The following is a 17,636-nucleotide window of genomic DNA, read 5'->3' as shown; positions in this document are numbered from 1 at the left end:
AAACATATCAAAGGCTTCACTCTCGACGGGTGAGGCCTTTTTGCTATTCTGCGCCGGAACACCCGTCGCGAGATGCACTAGAGCGGTTCTGTGTTTGACGGTATCAAAGGGATGCCCCTTTTTAGGATTGCGCCGTTCGCAGGCCGCGCGCTTACGTGCCACAGAAGGTTCGGTAGGGCGCCTCGGGCACCGGCGGAAGGCCGGCGTAATCGGCGAACTCCGCCCGGTCTTCGAAGGGTGTGGCCAGCGCTTCGTTCAGGCGTTCGAAGGGTGCAAGGTCGCCGGCCATCGCGGCGGCAAGTGCTTCCTCGACGAGGTGGTTGCGCGGAATGATCGCCGGGTTGACCGCATCCATCGCAGCGCGGCGCTCACCCGGCTCTCTCGGTTCGGCCGCGAGGCGCTGACGCCAGCGCGCTGCCCAGCCGTCATAGGCGGCTGGGTCGGCGAAGAGACCGCGCACCGCCCCATCGGCCTGCTCGCTTTCCGCTGCTTTGCCGAGATTGCGGAAGGTCAGGGTGAAGTCCGCATTCTGCTGTGCCATACGCCCAAGAAGATCCTCGATCAACGCGGCGTCTTCCGTCTGCGGTAACTGCAATCCGATCTTCGCGCGGAAGCCGTCGACATAAGCGGTGTTGAACGCGTCGGCAAAACTGGAGAGGATGTCCTGTGCGGCTTCAATGGCCTTGTTTTCGTCTGGATCGAGATGCGGAAGCAGACATTCTGCCAGACGTGCGAGGTTCCAGTGCGCGATCCTCGGCTGGTTGGCGTAGGCATAACGCCCGTTCCGGTCGATCGAGGAGAAGACGGTCGCGGGATCGTAGACGTCGAGAAAGGCACACGGGCCGTAATCGATCGTTTCCCCGGCGATCGACATATTGTCGGTGTTCATGACGCCGTGCACGAAGCCGATGTTCATCCAGCGTGCGACGAGTTCGGCCTGACGGGCGCAGATGCCCTGGAGAAGAGCGCGGTAGGGGTTGGAAGCGTCCGCGGCCTCGGGGTAATGCCTGTCGATCACATGGTCGGCGAGTTGGCGCACCGCGGGATCGTCGCCCCGTGCCGCGAAAAACTGGAACGTGCCGACGCGTATATGGCTGGAGGCGACACGCGTCAGAATCGCGCCCGGCAGGGCCGTTTCCCGGTAGACTGGCTCTCCCGTAGCGACCGCGGCCAGCGCCCGCGTGGTTGGAATGCCGAGCGCGGCCATGGCCTCGCTGACGAGATACTCGCGCAGGACCGGACCGAGTGCTGCCCGTCCGTCGCCGTTGCGCGAGAAGAGAGTGGGGCCGGCCCCCTTCAGTTGAATGTCGCGACGCCGGCCCTCTCGGTCGACGACCTCGCCGAGGAGGATGGCGCGCCCATCGCCGAGTTGCGGCACGAAGTTTCCGAATTGATGTCCGGCGTAAGCGGCCGCGATCGGCTCGGCGCCTGTTGGGAGCCGGTTGCCGGCGAAGATTTCGGCCCCGTCAGCATTGTCTAACGCATCCGCGTCGAGCCCGAGTTCCACGGCGAGCCGTCGGTTCAGCTTCAGAAGATGCGGCGCGGCGACGGGCGACGGCACGGTTGTCCGGTGGAAGGCGGCGCCGAGACGCGCGTAGCTGTTGTCGAAGTCGAAATCTACCGTCATCTTTTCCGCATTGCTTCCGCGGGAAACTGTCTAGAAATTTCTACCCTGGCGTTGTCTCAGGACATAGGGAAACGTTCTTTGAACATGATGGCGAGCTGGCTTTTGACGGTGTGCCATTCCCGCCCTGAACGTTTCCATTCGGTTGAGGTAACATTGAGCGCCAGATAGATCAACTTGGCCGCGGCTTCATCTTTCGTGAAGTGATCGAGCGTTCTGACTGCGCAGCGGATTTTCAAGTTGAGCGTCGCCATAGAATTCGTGGTCACGCTGATGTGTGACCGTGACGGGTTGAGTTTGCTCGATGTCTCTCGGATGAATGCGTCGAAAGCGGGCCCGGAGCGCCGGCCGATCGGATGATGATGCCTGGCCAAGACAAGCAACGGCTATCTGCCGCCGACACAGCCGTTGCGAGCCACGCCAGCTGCTGGTCTTTTCACGACCATCCGGCTTAAGAGCGCCTGGGTTATCTCGCAAATTCTGGGTATCTTTCGCCAAAAACTGAAACGGTCTAAGAGGTTGCAGGCGTTCGTTCGCAGACGTTCGTTTCTCGTTATTCGAATTTCTCGCTCTCAGAGGCGAGGAAATCGATTGTCAGCATGTGCGTTCATTTCGGACAGCAGAACGGAAAGTTATGTTAGAGTTCTTCGGCATTTCCCCTGCAATCGCGGCACTGGTGCTTCTGGCGCTTCTTTTCGCCGCTTTCACGCTCGAAAAGTACCCGCCGGATGTCACGGCCGTCATCGGCGCCGCAGTGTTCATTGTCCTTGGACTGGTGCCTGCGGATGATGTGATGGGCGTGTTTTCCAGCTCGGCCCCAATCACAATCGGCGCGATGTTCGTGGTCTCAGGCGCGCTGTTGCGCACCGGCGTACTGGACGCGCTTGCCGATTTCATCGTGGAGCGCGCCAAATCCCACCCCGTTCTTGCGATTGTGATCTTTATCTTCATCGCCGCCGCTGCCTCCGCCTTCATGAACAGCACGCCCGTTGTTCTCGTTCTCATTCCGGTGGTTGTACGTCTTGCGGCGAGCCTGAGCATGGCGCCGACCCGGTTGCTGATCCCGCTTTCCTACACGGCCATTCTCGGAGGAACCTGTACATTGATCGGCACCTCCACCAATCTTCTGGTGGCAGGCGTTGCGCAACAGAACGGTCTGGGGGCGTTCTCGATCTTCGAGATCGCGCCCGTCGGCATCATCTCCGCGATCGTGGGCGGCGTTTCTGTCTTCGTGCTCGGCAAGTTCCTTCTCCCGCAACGCGATAGCGATGAGAATGTCCTCGATGAGGAGACGCCGTTTCTGTCCGAGATCACGATTCTGTCCAAGTATGCCGGCATCGGAAAACCCCTCTCCGAAGCCAGCGATTTTCAGCGTTCAGGCATTCGCGTGACAGGCGTAAAGCGCGGGAGCGAGATCGAACGTGGCGACCTGCCCGAACACGTGCTTCAACAGGGAGACACGGTGATCGTCATTGCGCCGACATCCGAGCTCCTGACCCTTGAAGAGCAGGACGGATTGCAGGTGGGGCTGAGCCGGTCGGTTCTGCTGGACCCGGATGCCGAGACACGCGTGGCCGAAGTAATCGTGTCGCCATCGCGCAGAAGCTCGGGCACGAGCATAGCGGGCCTGGCGCTCGGGCGGCGCGCCGGCATGCGTGTGCTCGGCGCCTACCGCGCCAGCCACGTGGCCGGCCCCGACCTGGTGAATGTTCAATTGCGGCCGGCGGACAAACTGCTTCTCGAAGGCACGTCCGAAGGTTTCAATGATTTGTCCAGGGTCGGCGACGTTGTTTCCGTTACGGAACCGGGCGGCCGCGCCTTTCGGCGTCGCCAGGCCCCGATTGCCGTCCTGACCCTGATCGGCATCGTCACGCTTGCCGCCTTCAATGTTCTGCCGATCGGCATCCTTGCCCTGCTGGGCGTTGCCGTCATTCTCGCGCTGCGCTGTATCGACAGCGATGAGGCCTGGAAGACCATAGACGGATCCATTCTTATTCTGATCTTCGCGATGCTGATCGTCGGCGCCGGACTGGAAAACAGCGGCGCCGTGGAGCTTGTCGTGGGCATGCTGAAACCCTGGCTGCAAAACCTTTCGCCGATGCTGATGCTGCTGGCAGTCTATTTCGTGGGCTCCATCCTGACGGAGACCGTCACCAACAATGCCGTGGCGGTTGTCTATACGCCCGTCGTCATAGCGCTCGCCACCCAGCTTGGTCTTGATCCCCGTCCGTTCGTCGTCGCGGTCATGTTCTCGGCCAGCGCGAGCTTTGCGACGCCGATCGGTTACCAGACGAACACGCTCGTCTATGGCGCCGGCAATTACCGCTTCAGCGACTTCCTGAAAATGGGGATTCCGATGAACATCATCGTCGGACTTACCTCGGTCTTCGCGATCGGCCTTTTCTTCCCGATGTGAGCGAGGCGCCCTGCAGGGCTAACGCGTAACAGAAGACGCGCGATAGCAGCGCCGGTGAAGATGCCAATGATGATCTCAATATCCGGCTCCAACCGCGGCGTGCCATCCGCTTTCGCGCTTTCGAGATTGTTGCCGGAGCGGCACGTCTCGCCTTCCAAAAGCCCGCGGCGAATATCCACTTGTTTGATCGCAAAGCCAGCCTATGATGAGCGGACCCATACCGGATCGACTGCCAGCCCAAGAGAAAGATGCATATGCTTGAGCGGCTGAAACGACTCTTCATGAACCTCTGGTTCGCGCTGGCGCTCGTGGCGGTCGCGGCCGTTGTCGGCTGGTATCTGACCGAGCGCCTGGCGGAAGAGGGATTGCCGGCCGGTATTGCCTCGGGCAATGGCCGCATCGAGGCGGTCTCCATCGACATATCCGCCCGCTCCGGCGGCCGGATCAGCGATATTCTCGTGCAGGAGGGTGACACCGTGGCGGCCGGCCAGGTGCTTGCCCATATGGACACCCAGCAGCTCGACGCGATGTTGCGGGAAGCGCGTGCGCAGTTGCAGCGCGGCCGGATCGGCCGCGACGTGGCGGAAAGCGGCGTCAAGCAAGCCGAGGCCGAACGTTCCGCCGCGCTGGCGGTCGTCGCCCAACGCGAGGCCGAGCTTGGCTCGGCCGAGAGCCGCTTCAACCGCTCGCAACAGCTCGTCGAACGCAACACCGTGGCCCAACAGACGGTGGAGGATGATCGCGCCCGTTTCGAAGGCGCCCGTGCGGCGCTCGACGCCGCTCGCGCCCAGGTCGCCGTCGCCGAGGTGGGCATCGCCACGGCGCGGGCGCGGATCGTGGATGCGGAGGCCAATATCGAGGCGGCCAAGGCGGCGATAGAGCGGATCCAAACCGAGATCGACGACAGCACGTTGCGTTCGCCGCGAGACGGCCGGGTGCAGTATCTCGTCGCCCAGCCCGGCGAGGTTGTCGCCGGCGGCGGGCGGGTCCTGAACCTTATCGATCTCGGCGATGTCTACATGACCGTTTTTCTGCCCACGCTGGAGGCCGGACGTCTCGCCATCGGCTCGGAGGCGCGCATCGTCCTCGATACCGCGCCGGGCGTGGTGATTCCGGCTACCGTCTCGTTTCTGTCCGATGTCGCGCAGTTCACGCCGCGCACCGTCGAGACAGCCGAGGAGCGCCAGGGGCTGATGTTCCGCGTTCGGGTACGCGTTGCGCCGGCGCTTCTTGAACGATACGCCGACTACGTCAAACCGGGTCTGCCCGGCATAGCCTATGTCAAGACCGACCCGGAGGCGGCATGGCCTGAAAGCCTGCGCACCGGATTGCTGGAATGAGCGGGCCGGCGCGAACCAGCGATGCTCCCGCGCTTGCGGCGCGCCTGCTTAACGTCAGCCATGCGTTCAAGAAGACCCGCGCGCTCGACGACGTATCGATTGACTTTCCCGCCGGCAGGATGGTGGGCCTGATCGGCCCTGACGGCGTCGGGAAATCGACGCTGCTCTCGCTGATTGCCGGGGCGCGCAAGGTGCAGGCCGGCGCGGTCGAGGCGCTGGGCGCCGACATGCGCAAGGCGCGCGACCGCAGCGCGATCGGCCCCCGCATCGCCTATATGCCCCAGGGGCTCGGCAAGAATCTCTATCCGACTCTGTCCGTGTTCGAGAATGTGGATTTCTTCGGCCGCCTCTTCGGTCATGCCCGCAGGGAGCGCGAGCGCCGCATTCATGAACTTCTGGCCGCCACCGGTCTTGATCCCTTTGCCGACCGCCCGGCCGGCAAGCTTTCCGGCGGCATGAAGCAGAAGCTCGGCCTGTGCTGTGCGCTGATCCACGACCCTGACCTCCTGATCCTCGACGAGCCGACAACGGGCGTCGACCCGCTTTCCCGGCGGCAGTTCTGGGAACTGATCAACGCCATAAGGGCCAACCGGCCGGGCATGGGGGTGATCGTCGCGACCGCCTATATGGAGGAGGCGGCCGGGTTCGACTGGCTCGTCGCCATGGACGGCGGCCGCGTGCTGGCGACGGGAACGCCGGCCGAGCTTCAGGCGAAGACTGATACGTCCTCGCTCGATGACGCCTTCATTGCCGTTCTGCCGCAGGAAAAGCGCAGCCGCCATAAGAAGGTGGATATTCCGCCCCGGCCCGAGCGCGGCGACGGCGCGCCCGCGATCGAGGCCGACGGGCTGACGATGCGCTTTGGCGATTTCACCGCCGTGGACAATGTCAGCTTCCGCATCCCCAGGGGCGAAATCTTCGGCTTTCTCGGCTCGAACGGATGCGGCAAGACGACGACGATGAAGATGCTGACCGGCCTGCTGCCGGCCAGTGGGGGCACCGCGCGGCTGTTCGGACGCGAGGTCGACCCGCGCGATCTCGATACCCGCCGGCGCGTTGGCTACATGTCGCAGTTCTTCTCGCTCTATTCCGAGCTGACCGTTCGTCAGAACCTGGATTTGCATGCCCGCCTTTTCCAGTTGCCGGCGGCGGATATTCCGGCTCGAATCACCGAAATGGCGAAACGCTTTGACCTGACGGATGTGCTGGAAACGCTGCCCGACGCCCTGCCGCTCGGCGTCACCCAGCGCCTGTCGCTCGCCGTCGCCATGATCCATGCGCCCGAGATGCTGATCCTCGACGAGCCGACCTCCGGCGTCGACCCGATCGCGCGCGACCAGCTGTGGCAGAGTTTCGTCGATCTGGCGCGCAATGACGGCGTGACGATCTTCATCTCCACGCACTTCATGAACGAGGCGGAGCGCTGCGATCGCATCTCGCTGATGCATGCCGGCAAGGTGCTGGTGTCGGACAGACCGGCCGCGATCGTCGAGACGCGCGGCACTGCCAATCTCGAGGAAGCCTTCGTTTCCTATCTGGAGGATGCGATCGGGGAGGGGGGCAGCACGGCAGGCGGGCCGCAAACGGATGCCGTTTCCGCGGATATCGTCCACGCCATCGGACCCGGGCATCAGCCTGTGCACAATCGCCGGCTCGATCCGCGGCGGATCATGAGCTATGCCCGGCGCGAGGCGCTGGAACTGCGCCGCGACCCGATCCGCGCCGCCTTCGCTTTTATCGGTAGTCTGGTGCTCCTGTTCGTCCTCGGCTACGGAATCAGCATGGATGTCGAGGATTTGCCTTTCGCTGTGCTCGACCACGACCGCACGACGGTCAGCCGCGACTATACGCTCGACATTGCGGGCTCGCGCTATTTCACCGAGCGTCCTCCGATCGTCGATCATGCCGATATGGACCGGCGCATGCGCAGCGGCGAGATCAGCCTTGCCCTCGAGATACCGTCCGGCTTCGCGCGCGAGGTGGCGGCCGGCCGCAACGTGGAAATCGGCGGGTGGCTCGACGGTTCCATGCCGTCGCGCGCGGAGACCGCCAAGGGCTATGTCGACGGGCTGCACGCGCACTGGCTGATGCGGCAGGCACGCGCGCTCCTTGGAGAAGAGGCGCTGGCCGAGGACTTCCGGCTTGAGACGCGGTTCCGCTACAATCCCAACGTGGAAAGCATCATCGCCATGGTTCCGGCCGTCATCGCCCTGGTACTCCTGTTCATTCCCACCATGCTGGCCACGCTCTCGATCGTGCGGGAGAAGGACCTCGGTTCCATCGTCAATCTCTACGTGACGCCGGTGACCAGGCTGGAATTCATTCTCGGCAAGCAGATACCCTATGTCGGCCTTGCCATGATCAATCTCGCGATGATGACCGCCTTCGCCATCCTCGTGCAGCGCGTCCCGTTCACCGGCAGCGTTTTGGCCTATGCGCTTGGCGGCCTGCTTTACGCCATCGCGGCGACCGGGCTTGGACTGCTGATCTCGAGCTTCATGAATAGCCAGATCGCCGCGATCTTCCTGACCACTGTCGTCACCATGATGCTGGCCGTCCAGTATTCCGGCATGATCGATCCGATCGCCTCCATGGAGGGCGAGGCCGCGCTGATCGGGGCCATCAACCCGGCAAGCCATTTCGTCACCATCTCGCGCGGCGCCTTTTCCAAGGCGCTGGGTTTCGGCGATCTGACCGCCTCGCTCCTGCCGCTGCTTGCGGCCGGCCTCGCGCTGTTATTGCTCAGCGTTCTCTTCCTCCGAAAACAGGCGCGCTGAGCCATGCGAGTATCAACGATCTGGCGACTGGGCATAAAGGAGTTGTGGAGCCTGTTGCGCACGCCCGCTCTTCTGGTGCTGATCGTCGCCGTATTCACGCTTCAGGTCTATGCGGCGGCGGTCGCGGTGCCCTTCACGCTGAACAAGGCGCCGATCTCCATTGTGGACGAGGATGCCTCTGCGCTGTCGGAGCGCATCGCCTCGGCCTTCTACCCGCCCTATTTCCTTCCCCCGCAGACGATCACGCTGTCACAGATGAAACGGCGCATGGACGAGGGCGTCGATACATTCGCGCTTGTCATCCCGCCGAATTTCCAGCGCGACCTTCTGGCCGGCAGCGAGCCGGCCATGCAGCTCAACGTCGACGCCACGCGGATGACGCAGGCTTTTACCGGCGCAGGCTATGTGCAGGCAATCGTATCGGGCGAGGTTTCCGAGTTCCTTGAGCGCTACCGCGCCAGCGAACCCGCTCCCGTTGGTCTGGTGCTGCGCGCCCGCTTCAATCCCGAGCTCAACCCGAACTGGTTCAGCGCCATGATGGAGGTCGTCAACAATGTCGCGCTGCTGTCCGTCATCCTGACGGGTGCCGCGCTCATCCGCGAGCGCGAACGCGGCACCATCGAACATCTTCTCGTCATGCCGGTGACGCCGGCGGAAATCATGCTCGGCAAGATATGGCCGATGGCGGCGGTGGTGATGGGCGCGGCTTGCTTTTCGATCACCGTCGTGGTGCAGACATGGCTTGCGATTCCCGTGGCGGGCTCGCTGTGGCTGTTGATACTCGGCATGGCGCTGCAGCTGTTTGCGACGACCTCGCTCGGCATCTTCCTGGCCACCATTGCCGGCTCGATGCCGCAATTCGGACTGCTGCTGATGCTCGTTCTGTTTCCGCTGCAGATTCTCGCCGGCGGCCTGACGCCGGTGGAGAACATGCCCGCGGTTCTGCGCACCCTCATGTCGCTGGCGCCGGACACGCATTTCGTCGCGCTGGCGCAATCGATCATGTTCCGGGGCGCGGGGCTTGCAGTCATCTGGCCGCAGCTTCTAAGCCTCGCCGCCATCGGCCTCGCCCTGTTTTCATTATCGTTATGGCGATTCCGGCGGTCGCTAAGGTAGTCATCGCGACCGCCAGAGCCTGGTCTCGCGATCTTCAAAAAATCACAATCAGCGATGTTCGTTATTATACCAGCGCGGTGATGAACTGCGGACCGGGGGAGGGGAATTTGTCGATCTGCTCGCGTGCCAGGCCTTCATCGGTGATGATGGTATCGATGGCGTCAATCGCGGCGGTCTTGTGCAGGGCGCGTTCCATGAAGCGGCTGGAATCGGCCAGCAGGATCACCTTGTTGGCGGCGGCGATCATGGCGCGCTTCAACTGGACCAGCTCCAGCAGGGTTTCGGAGACACATTGCTCGTCAATCGCGGCGGCGGACATGAAGAACAGGTCGCAGCGTATATCGGCGAGGAAGCTCAGGCCCGGTTCGCCGAGAAGGCTGAAGGAGCCGAACCGGCAAGCTCCGCCGGGCACGATCAGCTTGATGTTCGGCTTGTATGTCAGCACCTGGGCGACATGGAGGTCGTTGGTGATGATCGTCAGCGGAATGTCGAGGCCGGCGATTTCTTCGGCGAGCAGATGACAGATGACGGCGCCGGTGTCGATCAGCAGGGCCTGATCGGGCTCGATAAAGCGCAAGGCCTCGCGCACGATCCCCTGCTTTTCCTCAAGCGCCGTGCGGCGGGCGAGATCCGTCGACGGCTCGTATGTCGCGCGCGAACGAATGCTGACGGCGCCGCCATGGGTACGTTTCACCAGCCCTTCGGAGGCCAGAAGGTCGAGGTCGCGCCGGATCGTCGACACGGAGATGCCGAACATGCGCGCCAGGTCCTGGCTGGTGCCGGCCTGGTTGCTCTTGAACCAGTCCACCAGTTGCTGGCGACGCTCGGCGGGCAGAAGTTCTTCGCTGTTGGTCTCTTCGTTCAATGTCCGGCCTTCGGGTCGTCGATAGTGGAGATGCGTGCTACGCCGCCATCAAAGGGCGTTGGGCAACCAAAGCACAATCTGCGGGAATATCGCAAGCAGGGCGGTACCGATACACAACAGCAGGAAGAACGGCAAGGCGGCGCGCACGGTCTTGCCGATGGTTTCGCCGGTAAGCGCCTGCAGGATGAAGAGGTTGAGGCCGACCGGCGGCGTGAGCGCGCTCATCTCGATCATGATGACGAGGTAGACGCCGAACCACAGCGGATCGAAACCGGCATGCACGATCAGGGGCACGGCGATCGGCACGGTCATGACGGTCATCGAGGTGCCGTCGAGGAACATGCCGAGGACGATATAGAGGACGGCGAGGATCAGCAGCACGCCATAGGGCGACAGGTTCATCGCGGCGATGCTTTCGGTGATCATCGACGGCAGGTGCATGTAGGCGATGGCGGATGACAGGAAGGCCGAGGCCGCAATCAGCATCAGGATCATCGAGGAGACCCGGATCGTGCTCTTCAGGCTGTCAATCATCAGTTGCCATGCGAACTGCCCGGTGACGAGCGTGATCACGATCGCGCCGAAAACGCCCACGGCGGCTGCCTCGGAAGGCGTTGCGACGCCGGTGTAGATCGCGCCGAGCACGATCGTCATCAGCACCAGGATCGGCACGAGATCGAGAACGCCTCTCCAGATCACGCGCCATGAGACAGGCTCGCCATGAGGCGGCGCAACCGAGGGACGGATGAGCGAGACCAACCCGATATAGCCGGAATAGAGCACCGCCATCATCAGTCCCGGCAAAAGCCCGGCGGCAAACAGCTTTGCGATCGAGACCTGGGCCAAAACGCCATAAACGATCATCGCGATCGATGGCGGAATGAGCAGTCCGAAGCTTCCGGCCCCGGCAAGAGACCCGGATGCGAGCGAGACGTCATAGCCGCGCGCCTTCAATTCGGGAATGGTGATCTTGCCGACCGTGGCGGTTGTCGCCGTCGACGAGCCCGAGATCGCGGCGAAGATCGTGCAGCCGATGACATTGGTGTGGAGCAGGCCGCCTGGAACGCGGGAGACGAGCGGCGAGAGCCCGCGGAACAGACGGTTGGAAATATCCGTGCGGAAGATGATGTCGCCCATCCAGATGAAAATCGGGATCGCGGCGAGTTCCCACGACACGGCGGAAGACGAGATGACCTTGGTGGCGATCGAGCCGATCCGGACCCAGTTGAAATCGAGCGCAAAATACATCGCGCCGGCGCCGACCAGCATCAGGCCGGCAAAGATCCACGTTCCGGCGCCGAGGAAGATCACGAGCAGCAGCAGCAGCGTCAGGGCAGACATTGAAACGGACATGGCTTGCGTTCCTCAGCTAGAGCGTCAGCGCGCGCTCGTCGGCGTGGCCGACGGCCAGAAGCCGGAGGATCCGCACGAAAACCTGAAACGCGATCAGCGACAGGCCGATCAGGAAAAAGCTCTCGGGAATCCACATCGGGATGGGGAGATAGGTTTCGGAGACGGTGCCCCGGCTCCAGTTCTTGAAAACGGACTTCCACTGGTACCAGGCCAGGAAAACCATCAGCGCCTCGACGGCGACGAGCGTGAAGAATTCGCACATCCAGGACAGTCTCGGCCCGGCACGGTCGGTCAGCACCTTGACGCGGATCATGAAGCCCTCTTCCAGCGCCCAGGCGGCCGACAGGAAGGCGACGGCGGCGACGCCGTTGCCGACCAGCGAGTCGGCCATGAATGTCGACTTCGAAAAAAAGCGCAGGCAGATTTCCAGAAGCGTGAAGGCGGTCATCAAGACGAGGATGCAGGCGGCAATGAAGGCCGCCGCCCGATTGAGGATCGTCGAGGCATGGGCGATCAGCCGCAACCATCGTGGATCATCGGTCGCCTCGGAGAGGTGATGTGAATGCGGTTCTTCAAGCGCCATGATCGTCTCCGCTACAGCGGGCAATCACAGTCTTCGTGCTGCAAGCCCGCTGATTGAAATGCATCAGACAGCCCGCCCCATAGCAGGAGCGGGCCGCAGGAGGAGAGATATCAGCCGGCCTTCAGGGCATCAAACTGGGCCAGCACATCGGCGCCGCGCGACCCGGTTTTGGCCACCCAGTCCTCGCGCACGGCAGCACCGGCGGCATTGAGCGTTGCGAAGACATCATCCGGCACGTCGGCAGCGGTGGTGACCGTCATGCCGTGGTCGCGCAGGATTTTGTAGGAAGCCTCGATGCTTTCGGTCATGATCTTCCAGTTATAGGCGTCGCAGCTTTCCGTGATGGCGAGCATGGCGTCCTGAACGTCCTTTGGCAGAGCGTCGAACGCATCCTTGTTCACATGGCACATGAACAGACCCATGGCGTAGTTCATCTCGGTGAAATCGCTGAGATAATCCCACAGTGAAAGCTGCACGCCGCCATCGGCGGAGGTGAGCACAGCGTCGATCGCGCCGGTCGAAAGCTGGGGGATAAGGTCGGACCAGGCGATCTGCAGCGGCGCCGCGCCGGCTTTCATCAGCGTCTGCGTGCCGTTGACATCGTAGGTGCGGATGCGCAGGCCGTTGAGCGCGTCGGTAGAGGTAATCGCCCGGTCGGCGAAGATGCCGGACGGCGGGTTCGGCATGGCCCAGAGCAGCACCATGTTGTTGTCGGCAAAGATTTTCTCATATTCCGGCCGGGCTGCCTGCCAGAGGAGATAGGCTTCCTGCGGCGTCTTCGCGATAAAGGGCAGGGAGGACAGGTTGAACAACGGATCGATGCCGCCGAGCTGGGTCATCAGGGTTACCGCGGTCTGCACCGCGCCATCCTGCACGGCGTCGAACTGGTCCGCCGACTTGTAACCCAGCGCGCCGCCGCCCTGATAGGTGATGGCGATCTGGTCGCCGACCTTCTTCTGCAACTCGCTCAGGAAGTATTTCGATGCCTTGCCAGAAAGCGCGTCGGCATTGTACTCGTCCGCCATATCCCAGCGAATGGTAGAGGCGGCAAAAGCACGATTGCCAAGGGCGCCGATCGCGCCGGCCAGGGCTGCATTGCGCATCAGCATGCGTCTAGTGATGGTCATTCGGTTCCCCTTTCGTAAGGCTTCGCGCCCGCCCGCTGTTCGGCCGGGCACCGAGACGTTTTCGTTCTTCGGATTTGACAAAGTAAGCAGCCTTGCCAAAAACTGTCAATTAAAAACGCACAAAAGATCATCTTTTTTGCGGAATAACGCGTGTTGATGCGCGGCTTGACGCATTTTCGACCAATATTTTGACCTCTATGCTGATTGATAGTTGCCATCTCTCTGCAAATCGACCATAAAACGTCATATAAACGCATAAAGCGGCGAACGACCTTCTGATAACGTTTCAAGAGAATTCGATACATGCATACTTCACCACAGGACGCGCCTGTCATCATGGTATCCGGCGCCAATCGCGGCATCGGCGCGGCGATCGTCCGGGATTTGCTTCAGCATGGCTACCGGCTTTCGCTCGGCGCGCGCGATGTTTCCAAGCTTGAAGCCGAATTCGGCGTGCCCGGCGAGAGGCTGTTCTATCATCGCTTCGATGCCTTCGAGCCGGAGACGGCGAAAGCGTGGGTCGACGGGACGGTTGCTCGTTTCGGTCGTATCGACGGCCTCGTCAATAATGCCGGGAGCGGTGAACAGGTGCTGCTCACCGATGACAATGAAGAGGCGCTGGATCGGCTCTGGGCCGTTAATGTCAAGGCGCCGCTCCGGCTGACCCGGCTCTGCCTGCCGCATCTGGAGGAGACCGGTCGCGGCCGGATCGTCAACATCGTTTCGATGTCCGGCAAGCGGGTGCGCAACGGCTTCGTCGGCTACAACATGACCAAGTTCGCGGTGATGGGCCTGACCCACACGACCCGGCACGTCGCCTGGGAAAAGGGCGTGCGCGCCACCGCGATCTGCCCGAGCTTCGTGCGCACCGAGATGAGCTCCTACACCAGCAAGGTCAAGCCGGAGGACATGATCCAGCCGGAAACCATGGCCGAACTGGTGCGCACCGCGATCGAGCTTCCCAACAACGCGGCGATGGCGGAAATGCTGGTCAACTGCCGCCTCGAAGACATGCTCTGAGGTAAGCGCCATGCCGGTTCCGAATTTGCAACGTCCGGGCTTTGCCGCGCCCCTGCCCGAAAGCGCCGATGTCGTCATCATTGGCGGCGGGATCGCCGGGGTGACGACCGCCCTGTTCCTGGCCGAGGCCGGGGTGAATGTCGCTCTCTGCGAGAAGGGCGCAGTCGCCGCCGAGCAGAGCTCGCGCAACTGGGGGTGGGTGCGGCAGATGGGGCGCGATCCCAAGGAATTGCCGTTGACGATCGAGAGCCTCAATCTCTGGCGTGATATCGACCGTCGCTTCGGCATTAAGACCGGCTTCCGCGAAACCGGCATCACCTATGTCTGCCGCACCAAGGCCGAGATCGCCGAATTCACCGCCTGGGAGAAATATGGCCGCGAGGCCGGGATGCCCTCGACGCTTCTCGATTCCGCCGGGCTGCAGAAACTGCTGCCGGGCATTGCCGCGCAATATACGCTGGGGCTGCATACCGCCAATGACGGGCGCGCCGAACCGGAACGGGCCGTACCGCAAATGGCATCCGCCGCCATGCGTCTCGGTGCGACGATCACAGAAAACTGCGCCGTGCGCGGGATCGAGACGGCGGGCGGTCGCATCAGCGGGGTGGTGACCGAAAAGGGCACGATCGTGACATCGAGCGTCGTCGTCGCGGCGGGCGCATGGTCGCGCCTCTTTCTCGGCAATCTCGGGCTCAATTTCCCGCAGCTGAAGCTGCTCGGAACGGCGGCGCGGATCGAAAGCGATGGCCGCGTTCCGGAAATGCCGGTCGGCGGCGGCGATTTCTCCTTCCGCAAGCGTCTCGACGGCGGCTACACCATCGCCCAGCGCAATGCCAATGTTGCGCCGGTCACGCCCGACAGTTTCCGCCTGTTCTTCGACTTCCTCCCGACGCTGCTCACGAGCTGGCGGGAGCTGAAGCTGCGCGTCAACGGGCAAACGGTCAGTGAGCTGAAGATGCCGCGCCGCTGGTCGCTCGACCAAGTGACGCCCTTCGAGTCGATCCGGACGCTCGATCCGGTGCCGCATGCGCCATTCAACCGCAATGCAGTGCGTAACCTCACGCGCGCCTTTCCGGCCTTCGCCGATGCCCGCCTGACCCACAGCTGGGCCGGCATGATCGATGCGACGCCGGACGCGATCCCGGTGATCGGCCCGATTGCGGCCGTTCCGGGGCTCTATCTGTCATCGGGCTTTTCCGGCCACGGCTTCGGCAGCGGACCGGGCGCAGGCCGGCTGATGGCCGAGATTGTCCGCAATGAAAAAACCTGCGTTGATCCGGCGCCTTTCCGGTATGAACGCTTTTCGAAGACTGCCAAGGCCGCCTGAAGAGCGGCGCGACGGCAATAACCAAAGGGAACATGACATGGCCTGGAGAATCGGCGTCGATTCCGGCGGAACATTCACCGACGTCTGCCTCTTCAATGATGAGACCGGAGCAATCGAGATCTGGAAGGTCTCCTCCACCCCGGACGATCCGTCGCGGGCGATCGCGCAAGGCGTGGTCGAAGGACTGGAAAAGGTCGGGGCGTCTGCCGCCGATCTCGCCTTTCTCGGGCACGGCACCACGGTTGCCACCAATGCGCTGATCGAGCTGCGCGGCGTCAGGACTGGCCTCGTCGTCTCGGACGGGTTTCGCGACCTGCTCGAGATCGGCCGCCAGAAACGTCCGAACCTCTATGACATGTTCGCCGAAAAGCCGGAACAGCTCGTTACCCGCGACCTGCGCCGGGAAGTGCCGGAACGGTTGAAGGCCGATGGCAGCGTCGCCGTTCCGCTGGATGAGGACGCGCTGCGCGAAGCCTTCCGGGCGCTCGCCGCCGAGGATATCAAGGCGCTGGCGATCTGCTTCCTCTATGGCTTCCTCAATACCGCGCATGAGGAGCGGGCGCTTGAGATCGCGGCGGAAGAACTGCCGGATGTCTTTGTCTCCGCCTCCCACGCCGTCGCGCCCGAGTTCCGCGAATATGAGCGGCTATCGACCACTGTGGTCAACGCCTATCTCGGCCCGGTGATGCAGCGCTATATCCGCCGGCTGAAGGATAGGCTGTCCGAAATCGGCCTCAAGGTCGCGCCGCAGCTCACCCAATCGAATGGCGGCGTCATCGGTTTCGATCAGGCGAGCAGCCTGCCGGTGCGCACCGTGCTCTCCGGTCCCTCGACCGGCGTTGTCGGCGCGCAGGCGATCGGCCGCATGGCCGGCTTCGACAACATCATAACCTTCGATGTCGGCGGCACCTCCTCCGATGTGGCGCTGCTGCAGAACGGCGTCTGCCAGCTCACCGGGGAGGCCGATGTCCACGGCTATCCGATCAAGGCGCCGATGCTCGATATCCACACGGTCGGCGCCGGCGGCGGCTCAATCGCCCATGTGGATACCGGCGGCCTTTTGAAGGTCGGCCCGCGCTCGGCCGGCGCCCATCCGGGGCCGGTCTGCTACGGGCTCGGCAATGAGGAGCCGACGGTCACCGATGCCAATATCGTGCTGCAGACCCTGAACCCGGTCGAAATCCTCGGCGGCCGCATGAAGGTGCGGCACGATCTGGCGCTGGCCTCGATCCAGAGGCTCGCCGACAGGCTCGGCGTCGACGTGATGGAAACCGCGCAGGGCATCATCTCGGTCGTCACCGCCAATATGGCGAAGGCGATCCGGGTGATCTCGGTCCAGCGCGGCCATGACCCGCGCGATTATGCGCTAATGGCCTTCGGCGGCGCCGGTCCGCTGCATGCCGCCCGCCTTGCACGCGAACTGGACATGGCGAAGGTGATCGTGCCGCTGACGCCCGGAACGCTCTGCGCGCTCGGCCTGCTGCTCACCGACCTGCGCTCGGATTTCGCCTTGTCACGGCTGATGGAGCTTTCGGACACCGCCCGCCCCGCACTGGAAGAGGGTTTCGCAAGCCTTGCCGAACAGGCCGATGTCTGGTTCGCGGCGGAAAACATCGCCGGGGACCGCCGCGTCATCACCCGCACGGTCGACATGCGTTACGCCGGGCAGAATTACGAGCTCTCGGTCACGGTTCCGGCCGGACCCATCACGGCGGAAACCTTCGCGGCGCTCGAAAAGGGCTTCGAGGCGGCGCACCGCCAGCGTTTCGGTTTCATCGCCGAGGGCGAGCCGATCCAGCTCGTCACCCTGCGGGTTGAGGCCGCTGGCATCGTCGACAAGGCCGAGTTCCAGAAACAGGACGATCACGGCCCCGATGCCTCAGAGGCGAAGATCGGCGAACGCGAGGTCTGGATGTCGGAGGCCGGTGGGTTCGTCAACTGCCCGGTCTATGAACGCAGCCTGCTGAAGGCCGGCAATGTCATCACCGGCCCGGCGATTGTCGAACAGATGGACACAACCACCGTGCTGCTGCCGGAAATGACCGGCACGGTTGATCCGTACCTCAATCTCATCCTGGAGGTTTGAAC

At 63.0% G+C, this 17,636-nt stretch carries 12 protein-coding genes and 1 pseudogene; 7 read left to right on the top strand and 6 right to left on the bottom strand.

Features of this window, described 5'->3' with window-relative positions; translation table 11 throughout:
* Positions 1 to 151: 151 nt before the first annotated feature.
* On the bottom strand, positions 152 to 1,627 hold the full coding sequence (locus V6767_RS09450; protein WP_448473244.1) for a protein adenylyltransferase SelO: 1,476 nt from the start codon (positions 1,625 to 1,627) through the stop codon (positions 152 to 154).
* A gap of 56 nt (positions 1,628 to 1,683) precedes the next feature.
* Positions 1,684 to 1,893 (bottom strand): annotated as a pseudogene (locus V6767_RS09445) (transposase); the annotation flags it as partial.
* 365 nt (positions 1,894 to 2,258) lie between these two features.
* Between V6767_RS09445 and V6767_RS09440 the strand changes: the two are divergent.
* The 4 genes from V6767_RS09440 to V6767_RS09425 all read left to right on the top strand — a co-directional run bounded on the left by V6767_RS09440 (position 2,259) and on the right by V6767_RS09425 (position 9,273).
* Positions 2,259 to 4,040: an SLC13 family permease gene (locus V6767_RS09440; protein WP_448473243.1), complete on the top strand. Its 1,782-nt coding sequence runs from the start codon at positions 2,259 to 2,261 to the stop codon at positions 4,038 to 4,040.
* A gap of 281 nt (positions 4,041 to 4,321) precedes the next feature.
* Positions 4,322 to 5,380 carry an HlyD family secretion protein gene (locus V6767_RS09435; RefSeq protein ID WP_448473242.1) on the top strand — a complete coding sequence of 353 codons (1,059 nt, stop codon included), beginning with the start codon at positions 4,322 to 4,324 and terminating at the stop codon, positions 5,378 to 5,380.
* Entirely contained in the window at positions 5,377 to 8,157 is a 2,781-nt protein-coding gene (rbbA, locus tag V6767_RS09430; protein ID WP_448473241.1) for a ribosome-associated ATPase/putative transporter RbbA, read from the top strand. The genes V6767_RS09435 and rbbA overlap by 4 nt, the downstream gene beginning before the upstream one ends.
* A gap of 3 nt (positions 8,158 to 8,160) precedes the next feature.
* On the top strand, positions 8,161 to 9,273 hold the full coding sequence (locus V6767_RS09425) for an ABC transporter permease (RefSeq protein ID WP_448473240.1): 1,113 nt from the start codon (positions 8,161 to 8,163) through the stop codon (positions 9,271 to 9,273).
* Positions 9,274 to 9,337: 64 nt separating this feature from the next.
* Here the strand turns inward: V6767_RS09425 and V6767_RS09420 are convergent, their stop codons facing one another.
* The 4 genes from V6767_RS09420 to V6767_RS09405 form a co-directional block, all read right to left on the bottom strand.
* Positions 9,338 to 10,138, bottom strand: a complete 801-nt coding sequence (locus V6767_RS09420) for a DeoR/GlpR family DNA-binding transcription regulator (protein ID WP_448473239.1) — start codon at positions 10,136 to 10,138, stop codon at positions 9,338 to 9,340.
* 48 nt (positions 10,139 to 10,186) lie between these two features.
* Positions 10,187 to 11,491 carry a TRAP transporter large permease gene (locus V6767_RS09415; protein ID WP_448473238.1) on the bottom strand — a complete coding sequence of 435 codons (1,305 nt, stop codon included), beginning with the start codon at positions 11,489 to 11,491 and terminating at the stop codon, positions 10,187 to 10,189.
* A 16-nt stretch (positions 11,492 to 11,507) separates the two neighbouring features.
* Complete coding sequence (locus tag V6767_RS09410; RefSeq protein ID WP_448473237.1) at positions 11,508 to 12,074, bottom strand: TRAP transporter small permease; 567 nt, start codon at positions 12,072 to 12,074, stop codon at positions 11,508 to 11,510.
* Between the two features lie 110 nt (positions 12,075 to 12,184).
* Positions 12,185 to 13,201: a TRAP transporter substrate-binding protein gene (locus V6767_RS09405; protein ID WP_448473236.1), complete on the bottom strand. Its 1,017-nt coding sequence runs from the start codon at positions 13,199 to 13,201 to the stop codon at positions 12,185 to 12,187.
* Positions 13,202 to 13,504: 303 nt separating this feature from the next.
* Between V6767_RS09405 and V6767_RS09400 the strand changes: the two genes are divergently transcribed.
* Genes V6767_RS09400 through V6767_RS09390 form a run of 3 tightly spaced genes read left to right on the top strand, consistent with a single transcriptional unit; the run spans position 13,505 to position 17,634 of the window.
* Positions 13,505 to 14,221 carry an SDR family NAD(P)-dependent oxidoreductase gene (locus tag V6767_RS09400; protein ID WP_448473235.1) on the top strand — a complete coding sequence of 239 codons (717 nt, stop codon included), beginning with the start codon at positions 13,505 to 13,507 and terminating at the stop codon, positions 14,219 to 14,221.
* A 10-nt stretch (positions 14,222 to 14,231) separates the two neighbouring features.
* Entirely contained in the window at positions 14,232 to 15,548 is a 1,317-nt protein-coding gene (locus V6767_RS09395) for an NAD(P)/FAD-dependent oxidoreductase (RefSeq protein ID WP_448473234.1), read from the top strand.
* 37 nt (positions 15,549 to 15,585) lie between these two features.
* Positions 15,586 to 17,634, top strand: a complete 2,049-nt coding sequence (locus tag V6767_RS09390) for a hydantoinase/oxoprolinase family protein (RefSeq protein WP_448473233.1) — start codon at positions 15,586 to 15,588, stop codon at positions 17,632 to 17,634.
* Positions 17,635 to 17,636: the final 2 nt, after the last annotated feature.

It is taken from the genome of Martelella sp. FLE1502 (genome assembly GCF_053484255.1).
This window is presented reverse-complemented; position numbering and strand designations above follow the sequence as displayed.

Excerpts from the sequence above, each read along its gene's own strand:
- V6767_RS09450 (WP_448473244.1), bottom strand. The coding sequence starts at position 1,627 with ATGACGGTAGATTTCGACTTCGACAACAGCTACGCGCGTCTCGGCGCC.
- V6767_RS09440 (WP_448473243.1), top strand. The coding sequence starts at position 2,259 with ATGTTAGAGTTCTTCGGCATTTCCCCTGCAATCGCGGCACTGGTGCTT.
- V6767_RS09435 (WP_448473242.1), top strand. The coding sequence starts at position 4,322 with ATGAACCTCTGGTTCGCGCTGGCGCTCGTGGCGGTCGCGGCCGTTGTC.
- rbbA (WP_448473241.1), top strand. The coding sequence starts at position 5,377 with ATGAGCGGGCCGGCGCGAACCAGCGATGCTCCCGCGCTTGCGGCGCGC.
- V6767_RS09425 (WP_448473240.1), top strand. The coding sequence starts at position 8,161 with ATGCGAGTATCAACGATCTGGCGACTGGGCATAAAGGAGTTGTGGAGC.
- V6767_RS09415 (WP_448473238.1), bottom strand. The coding sequence starts at position 11,491 with ATGTCCGTTTCAATGTCTGCCCTGACGCTGCTGCTGCTGCTCGTGATC.
- V6767_RS09410 (WP_448473237.1), bottom strand. The coding sequence starts at position 12,074 with ATGGCGCTTGAAGAACCGCATTCACATCACCTCTCCGAGGCGACCGAT.
- V6767_RS09405 (WP_448473236.1), bottom strand. The coding sequence starts at position 13,201 with ATGACCATCACTAGACGCATGCTGATGCGCAATGCAGCCCTGGCCGGC.
- V6767_RS09400 (WP_448473235.1), top strand. The coding sequence starts at position 13,505 with ATGCATACTTCACCACAGGACGCGCCTGTCATCATGGTATCCGGCGCC.
- V6767_RS09395 (WP_448473234.1), top strand. The coding sequence starts at position 14,232 with ATGCCGGTTCCGAATTTGCAACGTCCGGGCTTTGCCGCGCCCCTGCCC.
- V6767_RS09390 (WP_448473233.1), top strand. The coding sequence starts at position 15,586 with ATGGCCTGGAGAATCGGCGTCGATTCCGGCGGAACATTCACCGACGTC.